General features: G+C 59.3%; 11 protein-coding genes. 8 read left to right on the top strand and 3 right to left on the bottom strand.

Translation table 11 applies throughout. The features are described from left to right. The first annotated feature begins 59 nt into the window (after nucleotides 1-59). The 8 genes from VMV64_RS04935 (at nucleotide 60) to VMV64_RS04905 (ending at nucleotide 9,585) form a co-directional block, all read left to right on the top strand. A complete protein-coding gene (locus VMV64_RS04935; RefSeq protein ID WP_325328836.1) occupies nucleotides 60-3,815 on the top strand; it encodes a nitrate reductase subunit alpha in 3,756 nt (1,251 codons plus the stop codon). A 33-nt stretch (nucleotides 3,816-3,848) separates the two neighbouring features. Then, a complete protein-coding gene (gene narH, locus VMV64_RS04930; protein ID WP_325328835.1) occupies nucleotides 3,849-5,396 on the top strand; it encodes a nitrate reductase subunit beta in 1,548 nt (515 codons plus the stop codon). A gap of 12 nt (nucleotides 5,397-5,408) precedes the next feature. Continuing rightward, complete coding sequence (narJ, locus tag VMV64_RS04925; RefSeq protein WP_325328834.1) at nucleotides 5,409-5,927, top strand: nitrate reductase molybdenum cofactor assembly chaperone; 519 nt, start codon at nucleotides 5,409-5,411, stop codon at nucleotides 5,925-5,927. 10 nt (nucleotides 5,928-5,937) lie between these two features. Continuing rightward, nucleotides 5,938-6,633, top strand: a complete 696-nt coding sequence (narI, locus tag VMV64_RS04920) for a respiratory nitrate reductase subunit gamma (RefSeq protein ID WP_325328833.1) — start codon at nucleotides 5,938-5,940, stop codon at nucleotides 6,631-6,633. Nucleotides 6,634-6,763: 130 nt separating this feature from the next. Beyond that, a complete protein-coding gene (locus VMV64_RS04915) occupies nucleotides 6,764-7,918 on the top strand; it encodes an HPP family protein (protein WP_325328832.1) in 1,155 nt (384 codons plus the stop codon). 118 nt (nucleotides 7,919-8,036) lie between these two features. Further along, a complete protein-coding gene (locus VMV64_RS04910; protein ID WP_325328831.1) occupies nucleotides 8,037-8,792 on the top strand; it encodes a competence/damage-inducible protein A in 756 nt (251 codons plus the stop codon). Nucleotides 8,793-8,874: 82 nt separating this feature from the next. Continuing rightward, a complete protein-coding gene (locus VMV64_RS17355) occupies nucleotides 8,875-8,994 on the top strand; it encodes a lipid A-modifier LpxR family protein (protein ID WP_414718839.1) in 120 nt (39 codons plus the stop codon). Between the two features lie 99 nt (nucleotides 8,995-9,093). Further along, nucleotides 9,094-9,585, top strand: a complete 492-nt coding sequence (locus tag VMV64_RS04905) for a hypothetical protein (protein WP_325328830.1) — start codon at nucleotides 9,094-9,096, stop codon at nucleotides 9,583-9,585. A gap of 146 nt (nucleotides 9,586-9,731) precedes the next feature. Here VMV64_RS04905 and VMV64_RS04900 read toward each other — a convergent pair whose 3' ends face one another. From VMV64_RS04900 to VMV64_RS04890, 3 genes are all read right to left on the bottom strand, one after another. Then, on the bottom strand, nucleotides 9,732-11,000 hold the full coding sequence (locus VMV64_RS04900) for a pyridoxal phosphate-dependent aminotransferase family protein (RefSeq protein ID WP_325328829.1): 1,269 nt from the start codon (nucleotides 10,998-11,000) through the stop codon (nucleotides 9,732-9,734). Between the two features lie 151 nt (nucleotides 11,001-11,151). Then, nucleotides 11,152-14,253, bottom strand: a complete 3,102-nt coding sequence (locus VMV64_RS04895) for a CusA/CzcA family heavy metal efflux RND transporter (protein ID WP_325328828.1) — start codon at nucleotides 14,251-14,253, stop codon at nucleotides 11,152-11,154. A gap of 170 nt (nucleotides 14,254-14,423) precedes the next feature. After that, a complete protein-coding gene (locus tag VMV64_RS04890) occupies nucleotides 14,424-15,572 on the bottom strand; it encodes an efflux RND transporter periplasmic adaptor subunit (RefSeq protein ID WP_325328827.1) in 1,149 nt (382 codons plus the stop codon). Nucleotides 15,573-15,638: the final 66 nt, after the last annotated feature.

The following is a 15,638-nucleotide window of genomic DNA, read 5'->3' as shown; positions in this document are numbered from 1 at the left end:
CAGGTCGGCCTTCATGCCGACCTGCAGCCGACACCTAACATTTAAAAGGAGTTAAACAAATGAGTCACTTTCTCGACCGTTTAAAGTTTTTCGATAAAATCAAGGAGACCTTCTCCAACGACCACGGCATCGTCACTAACGAGGATCGCGAGTGGGAAGACATCTACCGCCATCGCTGGCAGCATGACAAGGTGGTGCGCTCCACCCACGGCGTGAACTGCACCGGCGGCTGTTCCTGGAAGATCTTCGTCAAGAACGGCCTGGTGTCGTTCGAAATGCAGCAGACCGACTACCCGCGTACCCGCGAAGACATGCCCAACCATGAGCCGCGCGGTTGCCAGCGTGGCGCCTCCTTCTCCTGGTATCTGTACAGCCCGCATCGGGTGAAGCACCCGCTGATCCGCGGCCGTCTGCTCGACCTGTACCGCGCCGAACGCAAGAGCGGCAAGGATCCGGTGGAAGCATGGGCCGCCATTCAGGCCGATGAAGCGAAGCGCAAGCAATACACCGCCGTGCGCGGTCTCGGCGGCTTCGTGCGCACCAACTGGGAAGAAGTGACTGAGATCATCGCCGCCGCCAACGTCTACACCATCAAGAAGTGGGGACCGGACCGGATTTACGGCTTCTCTCCGATTCCTGCCATGTCGATGATTTCCTACGCAGCCGGCTCGCGCTATCTGTCCATGATCGGCGGCGCCTGCGGTTCCTTCTATGATTGGTACTGCGATCTGCCGGCAGCCTCCCCGCAAACCTGGGGCGAGCAGACCGACGTGCCGGAAGCAGCCGACTGGTACAACTCGACCTACATCATCATCACCGGCGCCAACCTGCCGATGACCCGCACCCCGGACGCCCACTTCGCCGCAGAAGTGCGCTACAAGGGCGCCAAGATCGTTTCGATGTCTCCTGACTATGCCGAGTTCTGCAAGTTCTCCGACCTGTGGATGCCGATCCGTCAGGGTACCGACTCCGCAGCCTTCCTGGCGATGGGACACGTCGCCCTGAAAGAGTTCTACATCGACAAGCAGGATCCCTACTTCCAGGAATATGCCCGCAAGTACACCGACCTGCCGATGCAGGTCATGCTGCGCAAGCATGGCAACGCCTACGTGTCCGACCGCTTCCTGCGCGCTTCCGATTTCGACGGTGCGCTGGGCGAGACCAACAACCCCGACTGGAAAACCATCGTCTACGACGAGAAGACCCAGGCCTTTGTCGCACCGAACGGCTCCATCGGCTTCCGCTGGGGAGAAGAAGGCAAGTGGAACCTGCTGGAAAAGAATGCGGCCAACCAACAGGCACTCCAGGCCGAGCTGACCTGCATCAACAGCAAGGATGACGTGGCTTCGGTCGGTTTCCCGCACTTCAACGAAGGCGAAGATGACCTGCTGTTTCGCAACGTGCCGGTACGCAAGGTGAAGCTGGCTAACGGCGAAGAAGCGCTGGTCGCCTCCGTATTCGACATGCAAGTTGCCCAGTACGGCATCGACCGTGGCTTGGGCGGCGGCAACGTTGCCAAGGACTACAACGACGCCGATGTGGCCTATACCCCGGCTTGGGCCGCCAAAGTCAGTGGTGTCAAGGCCGCCGACATCGAGCGCACCGGCCGCGAGTTCGCCTACAACGCCTCCAAGACCACGGGCAAATCCATGGTGATCATGGGCGCGGCGATCAACCACTGGTACCACAACGATCTGGCCTACCGCTCCATCATGAACCTGCTGCACATGTGCGGCTGCGTGGGTCAATCGGGTGGCGGCTGGGCACACTACGTGGGCCAGGAAAAACTGCGTCCGCAAGCCGGCTGGGCGCCGATCGCCTTCGCCCTCGACTGGCAGCGTCCGCCACGCCACATGAACTCCACCTCCTACTGGTACTTCCACACCGACCAGTGGCGCTACGAGACCGTCAAGGCCGACGATCTGCTGTCGCCTGCCGGCAAAGGCAAGAACAAAGGCTACTCGCTGGCCGACTACAACGTCGCGGCGACCCGCATGGGCTGGTTGCCATCCGCTCCGCACTGGAACGCCAACCCGCTCGACCTCGTAGCCGAAGCCGAGAAAGCCGGCGCTACCGACGAGGCCGGCATTGCCAAACACGTCATCGGCAAGCTCAAGGACGGCTCACTGGATGTCGCCTTCGCCGATGTGGACAACCCGGTCAACTGGCCGCGCAACCTGATCGTCTGGCGCGCCAACCTGATCGGTTCCTCCGCCAAGGGTCACGAATACTTCCTCAAGCACCTGCTCGGCGCCCAGAACGGCGTGCTGCAGGAAAGCGGTGCGGGACGCGACAACAAGGAAGTCAAATGGCACGAAGAAGCCCCCATCGGCAAGCTGGACCTGATGGTGGACATCAACTTCCGTCTGAATTCCACCGGTGCGTACTCCGACATCATTCTGCCGACCGCAACCTGGTACGAGAAGAACGACCTCAACACCACCGACATGCACCCCTTCGTCCACCCGCTGTCGGAAGCGGTGTCACCGGGCTGGGAATCCAAGTCCGACTGGCAGATCTTCAAGTCCATCGCCAAGGCCTTCTCGACGCTGGCCGAGAAGCATCTCGGCACGCGCAAGGACATCGTTTCCCTGCCGATGCAGCACGATTCGGCGGCGGAACTGGCGCAGCCATTCGGCCAGGTAACGGACTGGAAGAAGGACGGCCTCGAACCGATCCCCGGCAAGACCATGCCGATACTCAAGGTGGTCGAGCGCGACTTTGCCAACACCTACAAGAAGTTCATCGCGCTGGGTCCGTTGATGGTCAAGCTGGGCAACAACATCAAGGGCATCGACTGGAATACCGAGCAGGAATACGAAGAGCTCAAGAAGTGCAACCACACGGTGAAGGAGCCGGGCATTTCCTTCGGCATGCCTTCCCTTGAGGAAGACATCTACGTTTGCGACTCGGTGCTGCGCATGGCGCCGGAAACCAATGGCGAAGTAGCGCACAAGTCCTGGACTGCCCTGTCCAAGAAAACCGGCATCGACCACCATCACCTGTATGCCGGCCGCCACGAGGAAAAAATCACCTTCCGCGATATCCAGGCCCAACCGCGCAAGATCATCACCGCGCCGACCTGGTCCGGCATCGAGTCGGAGAAGGTGTCCTACACCGCGGGGTATACCAACATCCACGAGCACATCCCGTTCCGCACCCTAACCGGCCGCGCCCACTTCTATCAGGATCACGAGTGGATGCTGGACTTCGGCGAGGGCTTCTGCGCTTACCGCGGACCACTGGACATGAAGGCGCAGAATACCGTTCCGGCTGCCGTCAAATCCAAGCCGCACCTGGTGCTGAGCTGGATTACCCCGCACTCCAAGTGGGGCATCCACTCCTCCTATCAGGACAACCTGCGCATGTTGACGTTGTTCCGCGGCGGACCTTACGTCTGGGTCTCAGAGATCGATGCCAAGTCAATCGGAATCGAGGATAACGACTGGGTCGAGGCGGTGAACGCCAACGGCGCCACCATGGCTCGTGCCGTCGTCTCGCAGCGTGTTCCTCGCGGCATGGCGATGATGTACCACGCCCAGGAGAAGAACATCAACGTGCCGGGCTCGCCTTCAACCAAAAAGCGCGGCGGCATCCTGAACTCGGTGACCCGCGTCATTATCAAGCCGACCAACATGATCGGGGGTTACGCGCAACTGTCCTACGGCTTCAATTACTACGGCACCGTCGGTTGTCAGCGCGACGAACAGGTGATTCTGCACAAGGTCGCGGACAAGGATGTGGACTGGCTCGAGCGTCCGCTCACCCCGGAGCGGGAAGCTGCACTCAACCCGCCCGGAATCGGCAAGCGCTGATCGTCACGTGAACAGGATAAATAGGAGAAACCCATGAAAGTACGTGCACAATTCGCATTTGTCTTCAACCTGGACAAATGTATCGGTTGCCACACCTGCTCGGTGACGTGCAAGAACGTGTGGACCAACCGCAAGGGTGTGGAATACGCCTGGTTCAACAACGTCGAGTCCAAGCCCGGCATCGGTTATCCCAAGCAGTGGGAAAACCAGGAAGTCTGGAAGGGCGGCTGGAAGCTGGTCGATGGCAAGCTGGAACTGAAAGCCGGCGGGCGCGCCTCGAAGCTGCTGAACATCTTCGCCAATCCCGACATGCCGCAGATCGACGACTACTACGAGCCGTTTACCTACAACTACGCTCATCTGCAGAATGCGCCGTTGTCCGAGGCGGCACCGACAGCCCGCCCGATCTCGCAGATCGACGGCAGCTCAATGGAAAAGATCACCTGGGGCCCGAACTGGGAAGACGACCTTGCCGGCGAGTACTCGAAGCGCAGCAAGGACCAGAACATGCACAACATCCAGAAGGAGATGTACGGCCAGTTCGAGAATACCTTCCACATGTATCTGCCGCGCATCTGCAACCACTGCCTGAACCCGGCGTGCGTGGCAGCCTGCCCGTCCGGCTCGATCTACAAGCGGGAAGAAGACGGCATCGTGCTGGTGGACCAGGACAAGTGCCGCGGCTGGCGGATGTGCGTCAGCGCCTGTCCGTACAAAAAAGTGTTCTACAACTGGGAATCCGGCAAGGCCGAGAAGTGCATCGGCTGCTACCCCCGTGTTGAGTCCGGCATGCCGACGGTGTGCTCCGAGTCCTGCGTCGGCCGCATCCGCTACAACGGCATCATGCTCTACGACGCCGACAAGATCGAGACACTGGCCAGCACGCAGAACGAGCAGGACCTGTACGAAGCCCAGTGCAAAATCTTCCTCGACCCCAACGACCCCGCCGTGATCGCCCAGGCGCGCAAGGACGGGATCTCGGAAGACTGGCTGATCGCCGCCCAGAAGTCGCCGATCTACAAGATGGCCATCGACTGGAAGATCGCCTTCCCGATGCACCCTGAGTTCCGCACCCTGCCGATGGTCTGGTACGTGCCGCCACTCTCCCCGGTGCAATCCCAGATCGACCAGGGCAACCTGCCGGTCGGCCCGGACGGTGCGATCCCGCTGTCAGGCACGATGCGCCTGCCGATCAAGTACCTCGCCAACCTGCTCACCGCGGGCAACGAGGCCCCCGTAGAGCGCGCCCTGAACCGCCTCATCGCCATGCGCAGCTACCAGCGTTCGGTGCATGTGGAAGGCATCGCCGACACCCGTGCCCTGGAAGCCGCAGGCATCACCGAGGACATGGCGAAGGAGATGTACCGTTACCTGGCCATTGCCAACTACGAAGACCGCTTCGTCATCCCTACCGGGCATGCGGAAGTGGATCTGGATGATGCCCACGGCTTCCAGGGCCAGAACGGCTTCACCTTCGGCAATGACAGCTCGCGCGGCATATCCAAAATCAGCCTGTTCCCGCGACGCCGCAAGGAATCCATGGAACCCAGGGACCTTGCCCCATCCGCAGACGACCGCTAAGAGGAGAAAATCATGACCATCTACAAGCTGTTATCTGTACTGCTGGAATACCCGGATCGGGAATTGTTCGACAACCTGCCGGAGATCCGGCAGGCGCTGGACGACTGCCTGGACATCAACGAGGCAGAACGGGCCGTGGTACGGAAGGCCCTGGCACGACTGGAAAACGGGGATCCCACGGAAATCCAGGCGGACTACGTGCAGACCTTCGATCTCACGCCGCAGCACAGCCTGCACCTGACGCATCACCTGTTCGGCGACGACAAGAACCGCGGCCCGGCGCTGATCGATCTGTCCGAACTGTACAAGGACTACGGGGTGGAGGTTGCCGGCAACGAACTGCCGGACTACCTGCCGTTGATTCTGGAGTTCGCCGCTTACCAGGAAGACAGCGATGCACAGACGTTTCTCAGCGATGCCGTCAAGGTGTTTGGCGTGCTGGCGTCCAACCTGGAAAAAGCAAACAGCCATTACGCGCCGCTGGTGCGCATTATCGAGAATCGGGCGAGTCTGACCCGGCTCGCCGCATAAGGAGTTAACCATGAACCTGCACAACTTCGTTTTTGGGGCCTACCCCTACATCGCCCTCACCGTGTTCGTGCTGGGCAGCTGGATACGTTTCGACCGGGAGCAATACACCTGGAAGAGCGACTCCAGCCAGCTGCTGTCCAAGGACAACATGCGTGTGGCCAGCAACCTGTTCCACGTCGGGATCATCGCCGTCTTCTTCGGCCATGCCGTGGGTCTGCTCACCCCGCACCACTGGTTCCTGGCCATGGGCGTGTCCGACATGCAGCACCAGTACCTCGCCATTACCGCCGGCGCAGTTTTCGGCGGCATGTGCTTCATTGGCGGTGTCATGCTCTGGCTGCGGCGCATGTTCAACCCACGCATCTCGGCCACCAGCCGCGGTTCTGACAAGCTCATCCTGACCTGGCTGATGATCACCCTGATGCTCGGACTGTCCACCATTCCGGTGTCCATGGGACATGCCGATCACGGCAAACCCGGCGTGATGATCGCCCTGGCAGAATGGGTGCAGAGCGTCATCTACCTGCATCCGAACCCGGAATTGCTGCTCAGCGTGGATCCGGTTTTCCGCACCCATTTATTCTTCGGCATGACGGTGTTCCTGCTGTTCCCGTTCACCCGTCTGGTGCATGTCTGGAGCGTACCGCTCGGTTATCTGGGCCGTTCGTACCAGATCGTGCGCAGCAAGCGTACCGTACTGCGCTGATCTAACGGAGCCGCCGCGCTGCGGCGGCTCCTGCCCGGCCGCCGGATCGGGAATGGAAATGCACAGTCGGAACCCCAGGTACTTCTTCTGGGTAGTTATAGCCTGCTGAGAAATCCAACATAATGAAAAAATGCATCCAGCAAGCATTTTTTCTTTCCTGTTTCCCCGGCAGACCAGCGTCACCCACCGCGAGCGGCTGATTTCGGGTGCCGGCGGTATCCTTGCCATTTTTCTCACCGCCATGACGGCGCAGCATTTCATAGGCGGGGCAACCCTGCCTTTTCTGCTCGCCTCCATGGGCGCATCCACGGTATTGCTGCTGGGCGCCCCGCACAGCCCGCTGTCCCAGCCCTGGGCGTTCGCCGGGGGACATCTGATTTCGGCATTCATCGGCATCAGTTGCGCAACCGTCGTTCCCAATGTCTACCTGGCGGCAGGTTTATCCGTGGGGCTGTCGATCAGCGCGATGTACTACCTGCGCTGCCTGCATCCTCCCGGCGGGGCGACTGCCCTGCTGACGGTCATCGGCGACCAGAAGATACACGCTCTCGGCTATCACTTCGTTTTCATGCCAGTGCTGGCGAACGTGGCGATTCTGCTGACAGTGGCTCTGGTGATCAACAATCTGATACCGGGGCGGCGCTATCCCGCCAATTTGAGCCTGCCAGGAAAAACAGATGGCGTTGCGGCAGGCGGGAAACCGCCCGTCAAGCTGCGATTCAATGAAGAGGATCTGCGCTCCGCCATCAGGGAGATGGGCGCCTATATAGATGTTTCCAGCGAAGACCTGACCAGAATCTATGCCCTCGCCACGCTGCACGCACACCGCAGCCGCCTGGGAGACATACGCCTGAAAGACATCATGACCCGCGAGGTGGTCACCATCCGGCCTTCAGCCGCGCAGGAAACGGTCTGGTCGCTGCTGCGCGCCCACCACATCCGGGGGGTTCCGGTCACGGATGATCATGGCAGGGTGACGGGCATGGTCACCATCGCGGATTTCCTCAAGGCCCGGGACTGGCGCATGTGCGACAGCATAACCCAGCGCGTGAAACTGTTCCTGAAACGCAAATCGGGCGCCATCGCCGAACAGATCATGAGCACGCCGGTCATCACGGCCAGGGAAGACACCCACCTGACCGATGCGTTCCTGACCTTTTCCGAAAAGGGAATCAACCACCTTCCGGTTGCCGACGAAGAAGGGCGGCTGGTCGGCATCGTCACCCGGCTCGACCTTCTCGCAGCGCTTTACGGCGATCTTGCAGAGGAAAAAGCCGGAATATAGCAGAGCCGGAAAACGATATTCAAGGGGACGCAAATTCTTGTGACCCGCTCACCCCTCCCCTACAATATCACTTTCCCCCACTGACAGAACTGCCCTCAAGCAACGCTGACGCCATGCCATGACAAATTTCGGAACGATCATCATCGGCGACGAACTGCTGAGCGGCAAGCGCCCGGACCGGCACTTCCAGCACGTGATCGAAACGCTGGCGCAGCGCGGGCTGGAACTCAAGTGGTGCCACATCATCGGCGACGACCCCGCGCTCATCATTGCAACCCTGCGCCAGACCCTGGCGCAGGACGATATCGTATTCTGCTTCGGCGGCATCGGCGCTACCCCCGACGACCATACCCGGCAATGCGCAGCCGAGGCTGCCGGCGTGCCGCTCTACCGCCATCCCGAGGCGGTGGCGGAAATCGAGGCGCGCTTCGGCGCGGAAGCCTATCCCCGGCGCATCCTGATGGCCGACCTGCCGCAGGGCAGCCGCATCATTCCCAACCCGTTCAACCGCATCCCCGGCTTTTCCCTCGACCACCACCACTTCCTGCCGGGCTTTCCGCAAATGGCGTGGCCGATGATGGACTGGGTGCTGGACACGCTCTACCCGGAAATCCGCGACCAGGCGCCTGAAACCGAAGCCTTGATCACCGTGCTCGACGCGATGGAAAGCCCGCTGCTCGACCTGATGAACGAATTCGTGCGGCGCTACCCCGATCTGCGCTTTTCCAGCCTGCCCCACATCGGCGAGGGGGGCGAACGCAAGGTCGAATTCGGCTTGCGCGGATCGCGGCCGCTAGTCATCGAGGGGATGAACTATCTTAAGTCGGAAGTGGAAAAGTTGGGTTTCCGCTGGACGGAAACAGCAACAGTTTAAAGCTCTTTCTACCCACCAATTTTATTAGAACCGATACCGCTAATTGAGGTTCCATAAGCCCTCCCTGCGCTCCTTTTGATGCATCTCCGGCCAATGGCAAGGCGTGAAAGTCACCTACGCACACCACCTCCGTGGCAAGGAATTTGAAACTCAGGACGCCCCCCAAGGCTATGGCTCGATAACGCTCAGCCTTGAGTATTGATGCGCTCGCAGCGTTCACCAAACAGATAACCGGCTCATCGCAATGCCCCCGGATTGTCCTACAATGAAAACAGGGGGGAACTTCCACCAAGAGGTGTGCATGAAGCCGTTTATCGATATCGCCAGCAGCGTGAGCGATGAGTTGTCGCAAATCCTGGAAGCCGCAGTCAACGACCCGGACGCCGACGAAGCGCCTACACTCGGCTCGGTTCGGGGGATTGTCTCCAGAACGACGGGGGGTGAACAATTCGAAGCCGATCGTCTGCATTTCGACCAGAACCGTTCGCTTCTTGTGGAAATCGATGACCTGATCGAACAATTCGGGGACGACGCCCCCGCCATCGATTTCATCACCGTCAAGGCCAGCGAAAGCCTGACTCGCATCATCTCGGCATTGATGGACACCGGCGCCCGCACCCCGCCGACCCTAGTCATGGTGCGGGATGCCATGCTGCATGGACTGGTCGCGCGCATGGTCGGGGATGGCATCATCGACCCGGACGAAGACGAAACCCTGCAGGAAGAAATCGAAACCCTGATCAGCCGTTACGGCCAGAACACTGTGGCGGAAAATTTCCTGCGCTACGATTGACGGTCATTGGCGGACGGAACATTCCACCGCATCCCCAACCCATTCAAGCACACCCCCGATTTCCCGCAAGAGGCGCGGTGGGTAATGGGAAGGCAGAAGTGAAAGAACCGGGCTTCCGCCAAACAGAAGCCATCCAGAACAGCCAACTATTCGATATCCACAGTCAGCGCGGCATCAACACGATGGCTTTTCTTCGACCGTAATTCAACAGGGTTCGCGAATGTTTTTGCCAATGACTCGAGAATGCCGACCAGCTTGTCGATCTGCGCCCGGGTGTGGTTAGCGTTCATGATGAAACGCAAACGACTTTGTTTCAGCCCTACCGCCGGGAACTTGACGGCGTCCACATGGATACCCTCGTCTTTGAGCAGCGCGGCAATCCGGTCGCATTCCCGTTCGTCACCGATGAATATGGGGACAATCGGAGTGGCTTTGGAAACGATGTGGTAACCCAGTTTTTCCACTCGGCTGACAAAATAGCGCTGATTGTCCCACAACCGCTTTCTGCGCTCGGGCTCGTCCAGAGACATGTCGATTGCCTCGGACACGGCAAAGGCCTGGTCTGGCGGCAAGGTCGAAGTAAATCCATAAGCGGAACTGGTCAGCCTTAAAATTTCTGAAATGTGGCTTTCCGTCGCGATGAATCCGCCGATCGCACCATATGCCTTGCTCAGGGTCCCCATCTGGATCAGCCTTGGGCTGTAGGCGTCGAAGTACTCCGAAGTGCCGCCGCCATGCTCGCCCAGCACGCCGGTACCATGCGCATCGTCGATATAGACCGTAGCATCGTAAAGCTCGGCCAGATCAAGCAATCCAGGCAGCGGCGCAATGTCGCCATCCTGGCTGAACACACCGTCGCTGACGATGATCTTTTCCCGGTCAACACAAGCTTTCAGCTTGCTCTCCAAATGATCGAGATCGAGATGGCGATAGGATACTTTATCGGTCCCCGACATGCGGAGGCCCTCGCGAATACTGATATGGTTGTATTCATCCGAGAAATAGGTATAGCGATAGCGGCGCAGAGGCTTGAAACCGTACAAGCGCGCCAGCTGGGAAGTTTTCACCAGGGCAGACAACACCCCCAGGTTGGTCAGGTAGCCGGTGGCGAACAGCAGCGCGGACTCCTTGTGTTTCAAGGTGGCCAGCTTCGCTTCCAAATCCCGGTAGATATCCAGGTCGCCTCCCAGCAAACGGGATTCGCAGTTCCCCACGCCGAATCGCTCGAGACCTTCCCGCGCTTTACCAATCAATCTCTGGCTGGTCGCAAGCCCTAAATAGTTGTTGGTACTGAATGAAACACACTGCCTGCCTTCACTGATGAACGTGGGATCCGGCAAGGTGCTTGCACTGGGGATCTCATGGTGGGCAGGCTGCGATTTCAACCATGTGTCAATTTCACGAAATTCTTCCAAGTTTTTCTACCTTATAAATACTTACATCAGCAACTATGTGTCGTACTGTACGCTTTGAAACTGACGCGAATCTGACGAATACCTTGTCATATGGTTATTGAATCAACAGGCTGCCTATGACTTAACACCTGTTTTTTATTTCCCAATGATCTTAGGAATTGGACTCTTCCCCTGGTGTTTCACGACAGAACACGGGAAACAACAGGGGCAGCAGAAGCAGGGTGAAAATGGTCGCGGAAACGATCCCGCCAACAATCACAGCGGCGAATGGGCGCTGGGTTTCCGACCCTATGCCATGCGACAGTGCCGCCGGCAACAGGCCCAACCCAGCCATCAGCGCCGTCATCAGGATCGGCCGCAGGCGGCTGGTAGCGCCTTCCAGCACCGCCTCTGCCAGTTCCGTGCCATTGCGGACATTTTCCATGAACTGCTCGACCATGATCACGCCGTTCTGCACCGAAATGCCGGCCACGGCGATGAACCCGACCGCCGCCGACACCGACAGGTGCATGCCGGATAACGCCAAACCCGCCAGCCCGCCGATCCAGGTAAACGGCACCATCAACAGCACCAGCGCCGCAAAGCGCATGGAGCGGAAGGCCCAGAACAGCAGGACAAAAATCCCCAAGACGGAAAGCGGCACAATCACCGCCAGGCGTTTCATCGCCCGCTGCTGGTTCTCGAACTGGCCGCCCCAAGTCATGCTGTATCCCTGTGGCAGCTTGACCCGGGCATTGACCTTCTCCATCGCTTCGGCGACAAAACCGCCTTGGTCTCGCCCAAGCAGGTTAGCCTTGACCGCCACGTAGCGCCCGCCGGCTTCCCGCGTGATACGGGTGGGTCCTTGCTTGACCTCGATATCGGCAATCGATCCGAGGGGTATGTTGCCGGCATTGCCAGGCAGTGCCACTGGCAGTTCGGCAACGTCGTCCACCGCATCGCGGAATGGCTTCTGCAGACGCAGCGTGATATCGAAGCGCCGATCGCGCTCATAGAAGGTGTTGACAACCGCCCCCGCCAGCGCGGTCTGGATGGTCGCGTTGACATCGGAGACGTTGATGCCGTAGCGCGACATGCGCTCGCGGCTGAGCGCGATATCCAGCTCGGTCTGTCCATGGACCTTGATCGCCGCCACATCGGCCGCACCGCGGATGGTATTCAGGATGGCTGCAACCTGCTCCGCCTTGGCTTCGAGGATATCCAGATCGGGACCGAAAATCTTGATGGCGATCTCTCCCTTGACGCCGCTGATGGATTCCTCGACGTTATCTTCAATCACCTGCGAGAAATTGGTCGGCACGCCGGGAATGGTACGAATCTTGCGCGTCATGTCGGCGATCAGCGCTTCCTTGTCCGCAAAGCGCCAGGTTCCTTTGGCCTTTAAATCGGCAAAGATTTCCAGGTTGTTTGGCCCCTTCGGGTCGGTACCATCATCTGGCCGGCCGACATGGCTGATCACCTTGGTCACTTCGGGATAAGCGCGCAGAATGCCCCGCACCTGGTGCTCAATTTCCTCGGTCTTGTCGATATGGGTCGCGGGCGGCAGAGTGATGGTCAGCCAGATGTTGCCTTCATCCAGCTTGGGGAGGAATTCACTGCCAAGCTGTGGCGCAAGGGCTAATGCCAGAGCAAGAAGTCCCACGGAAACGACCACGATCTTACCGCGTTTAGCCTGCGCCCAGATCAGCAGTGCTTTGTATTTCTCCTGCAGCCGGTGCATCCACGGGCTGTGTTTTTCAGCCAGATCATGATTTTTCAGGATGAAGGACAACAGCGCCGGCACCAGTGTCAAGGTCAGCAAGATCGCGCCGAGAATGGCGAAACTCAAGGTGAGCGCCATGGGGGTGAAAATTCTTCCTTCCACCCGCTCGAAGGTAAAAATCGGCAGGAAGGCCAGAATGATAATGACCTTGGAAAACAGGATGGGATGACCCATTTCCACGGCGGTGGTCTTGAGCGTGTGCATCCGCCAGGCATAGCCGGCATGATGCTGAGACCCATCCAGCTTGCCGAGGGCAAGCTTGACCATCAGTGCCTCCACCAGCACCACTGCACCGTCGACGATGATGCCGAAGTCCACTGTGCCGAGCGAAATCAGATTGGCTGCCACACCCTTGAAATTCATCAGCGTAAAGGCCACCAGCAGCGACAGCGGAATGACCAATGCAACGACGACCGCCGCATAGACCGAGCGCAGGAACAGCACCAGGATCGCCACCACCAGCACCGCGCCGACGATCAGGTTCTCGCTCACGGTATGCACGGTATGGCTGACCAGCTCGGTGCGGTCATAAACCGGAACGATGCGCACACCCGGCGGGAGTTTCCGCGCAACTTCAGCGATCCTTTCCTTCAGCGCCGCCACCACCTTGGTCGGGTTTTGCCCCTTGGTCATCTGCACGATGCCCAGCACCACGTCATCGCGGTCATTGTAGGAAACTACCCCGGAACGGGTGCGCGGGCCGATCTCCACCTCGCCGATATCGCCCACCAGAACCGGCTTGCCGTCCCTGACCGATACCGTCACCCGGCCGATATCCTCGATCCTCTCGATCAGTCCCAGCCCGCGGATCACCAGCGCCTCGTCACCGCGCTTCATCAGTCCGCCGCTCGAATTGGCGCTGTTATTGGTCAGCGCCTGCGCCACCTGGTCGATACTGACGCCGTGTTTCTTCAGCAGATAGGGATTGACCTTGACCTGATATTCCTTGATCGTACCTCCGAAACTCACCACATCCGCCACCCCCGGAACATGGCGCAAAGAGGGTCGTATCACCCAATCCTGCAGAGCGCGAATCTCGTGCAGCGGCATGGCGGCCGGAACATCCAGCACATAACGGTAGATCTCCCCCACCGCAGTGGTCAACGGCGCCAGGGATGGCTGCACATTCGGGGGCAGGCTGACATTCTGCAGCTTCTCCAACACTTGCTGACGGGCAAAGTAGTCGTCGGTGCCATCGGAAAAAGTCAGGGTAACGACGGAAAGCCCGGCGATCGAAACCGAACGCAGCTGGGTCATGCGCGGCACCCCGCTCATTTCGCGTTCAATCGGCAGACTGAGAATGCGCTCAACCTCTTCGGGAGCGGTGCCCGGCATTTGTGTCACGATCTGCACCTGCACGTCCTGGACATCGGGAAAAGCTTCCACCGGCACGTTATTGACCGCATACCAGCCAACTGCAATCAGCGCCAATGCGCCGGCGATAATGAAGGCGCGTTGTTGCAGGACAAAAGTGATCAGGCGATCGATCATCTTAAAATCCACAATTGCTTAACCGCAGAGGCGCAGAGGCGCAGAGAACCTAATGAGTTACAAAAATTTCCTGTCTCTCCAAATAGGTGATGTCGTGCAATGCGATAACTCATCGTTTTTCCTCGGCGTCTCTGCGTCTCTGCGGTTCAACTAAGTTTTTTAGGATCATCTCAGTTACCCGCCAGTTCGGCATTTAGCAGCAAGGCGCCGACCGTCACCACGCGCTCGGCGACAGCCAGCCCTTCCTTCACGTAGCTGGCCTCCTGACCACGGAAAGCCAGCACGACACGACACTTTTCCAGCACGCCAGGCCCGGTCTCGACGAACAGGTAAGTATGCAGGCCTTCGGTCACCAGCGCCGGATTAGGCACGCGCGGCAGCGGAGCACCTTCGGCGGACGGCGTGATGCGGGCGTACATTTCCGGCTTGAGCAGGCGCTTGTCGTTGGACAGTTGGCAGCGCACCACCACGCGGCGGGTTGCGGGATCGACCACGTCGCCGATGGCCAGAATTTTTGCCGGGAAGCGCTCGCCGGGGTAGGCATCCACCTCGACCGAGACCGGCTGGCCGGCTCGCACCTTGCCCAGATCCTTTTCCGGCAGATCGACGATGGCCCACAAACGGGCAGGGTCGGTAACGACAAACAACGGAGCAGGCGCATCGGGGCGCACTTCGGAACCGGGATTGGCCTGGCGCTCGGTAATGACGCCGGCCAGCGGGGCGCGCAGAGCAAACCCTTCCCTGCCCGCCCCGCCCGGATTGAGATTATGGAAACGCGCCCGCGCCCTTTCCGCTTCAGCCGCCGATTGGTGCGCGTCGTTTTCCGCCGCCTCGAAATCCTTGCGAGCCAACACTTCATTTTCAAACAGCGTTCTGGCGCGCCCAAAGGCAAGCTGCTTCAGCCTCATATCGGCCTCGGCCTTATGCAGGTCTGCCAGCGCCTGGGCGTAATCTGGCGAATCCAGCCACAGCAGGGGCTGGCCTGCCGCCACCTTGTCCCCGGCTTGCGCGCCGATTTTCACCACCCGTCCGGCGATGGGCGAGCTGACCCGCGCAGTCACGTTATCGTCATAAGCAATGCGGCCGTGCAACGGCTCCAAGGACGGCACAGGCGACGCTTCCACCTTTTCGACACGCAGATAGGCGAGCTGAGGCGCGCCAACCGGATAACGCAAAGTCCGGTTACTGAATTGTGCAGGTGCCGCCGTATCGGGTTTACGCTCAAGAGTGGGAGAGACAAATCGGTGGTAACCGATAAATACGGCGATGGCCGCGCCCATCGCGACAACCCATAAAATCAGACTGCGTTTTTTCATCATTAAAACCTCTTTTATCCACAGATAAACACGGATTAACACAGATAAAACAATGTGTTGTTGAGGATT

The sequence above is a fragment of the Sulfuricella sp. genome, from assembly GCF_035531155.1.
GTDB lineage: Bacteria > Pseudomonadota > Gammaproteobacteria > Burkholderiales > Sulfuricellaceae > Sulfuricella.
Note: the sequence above shows the minus strand (reverse complement) of the source record. Positions and strands in the feature narration are given on the sequence as shown.

Excerpts from the sequence above, each read along its gene's own strand:
- VMV64_RS04935 (WP_325328836.1), top strand. The coding sequence starts at position 60 with ATGAGTCACTTTCTCGACCGTTTAAAGTTTTTCGATAAAATCAAGGAG.
- narH (WP_325328835.1), top strand. The coding sequence starts at position 3,849 with ATGAAAGTACGTGCACAATTCGCATTTGTCTTCAACCTGGACAAATGT.
- narJ (WP_325328834.1), top strand. The coding sequence starts at position 5,409 with ATGACCATCTACAAGCTGTTATCTGTACTGCTGGAATACCCGGATCGG.
- narI (WP_325328833.1), top strand. The coding sequence starts at position 5,938 with ATGAACCTGCACAACTTCGTTTTTGGGGCCTACCCCTACATCGCCCTC.
- VMV64_RS04915 (WP_325328832.1), top strand. The coding sequence starts at position 6,764 with ATGCATCCAGCAAGCATTTTTTCTTTCCTGTTTCCCCGGCAGACCAGC.
- VMV64_RS04910 (WP_325328831.1), top strand. The coding sequence starts at position 8,037 with ATGACAAATTTCGGAACGATCATCATCGGCGACGAACTGCTGAGCGGC.
- VMV64_RS04905 (WP_325328830.1), top strand. The coding sequence starts at position 9,094 with ATGAAGCCGTTTATCGATATCGCCAGCAGCGTGAGCGATGAGTTGTCG.
- VMV64_RS04895 (WP_325328828.1), bottom strand. The coding sequence starts at position 14,253 with ATGATCGATCGCCTGATCACTTTTGTCCTGCAACAACGCGCCTTCATT.
- VMV64_RS04890 (WP_325328827.1), bottom strand. The coding sequence starts at position 15,572 with ATGATGAAAAAACGCAGTCTGATTTTATGGGTTGTCGCGATGGGCGCG.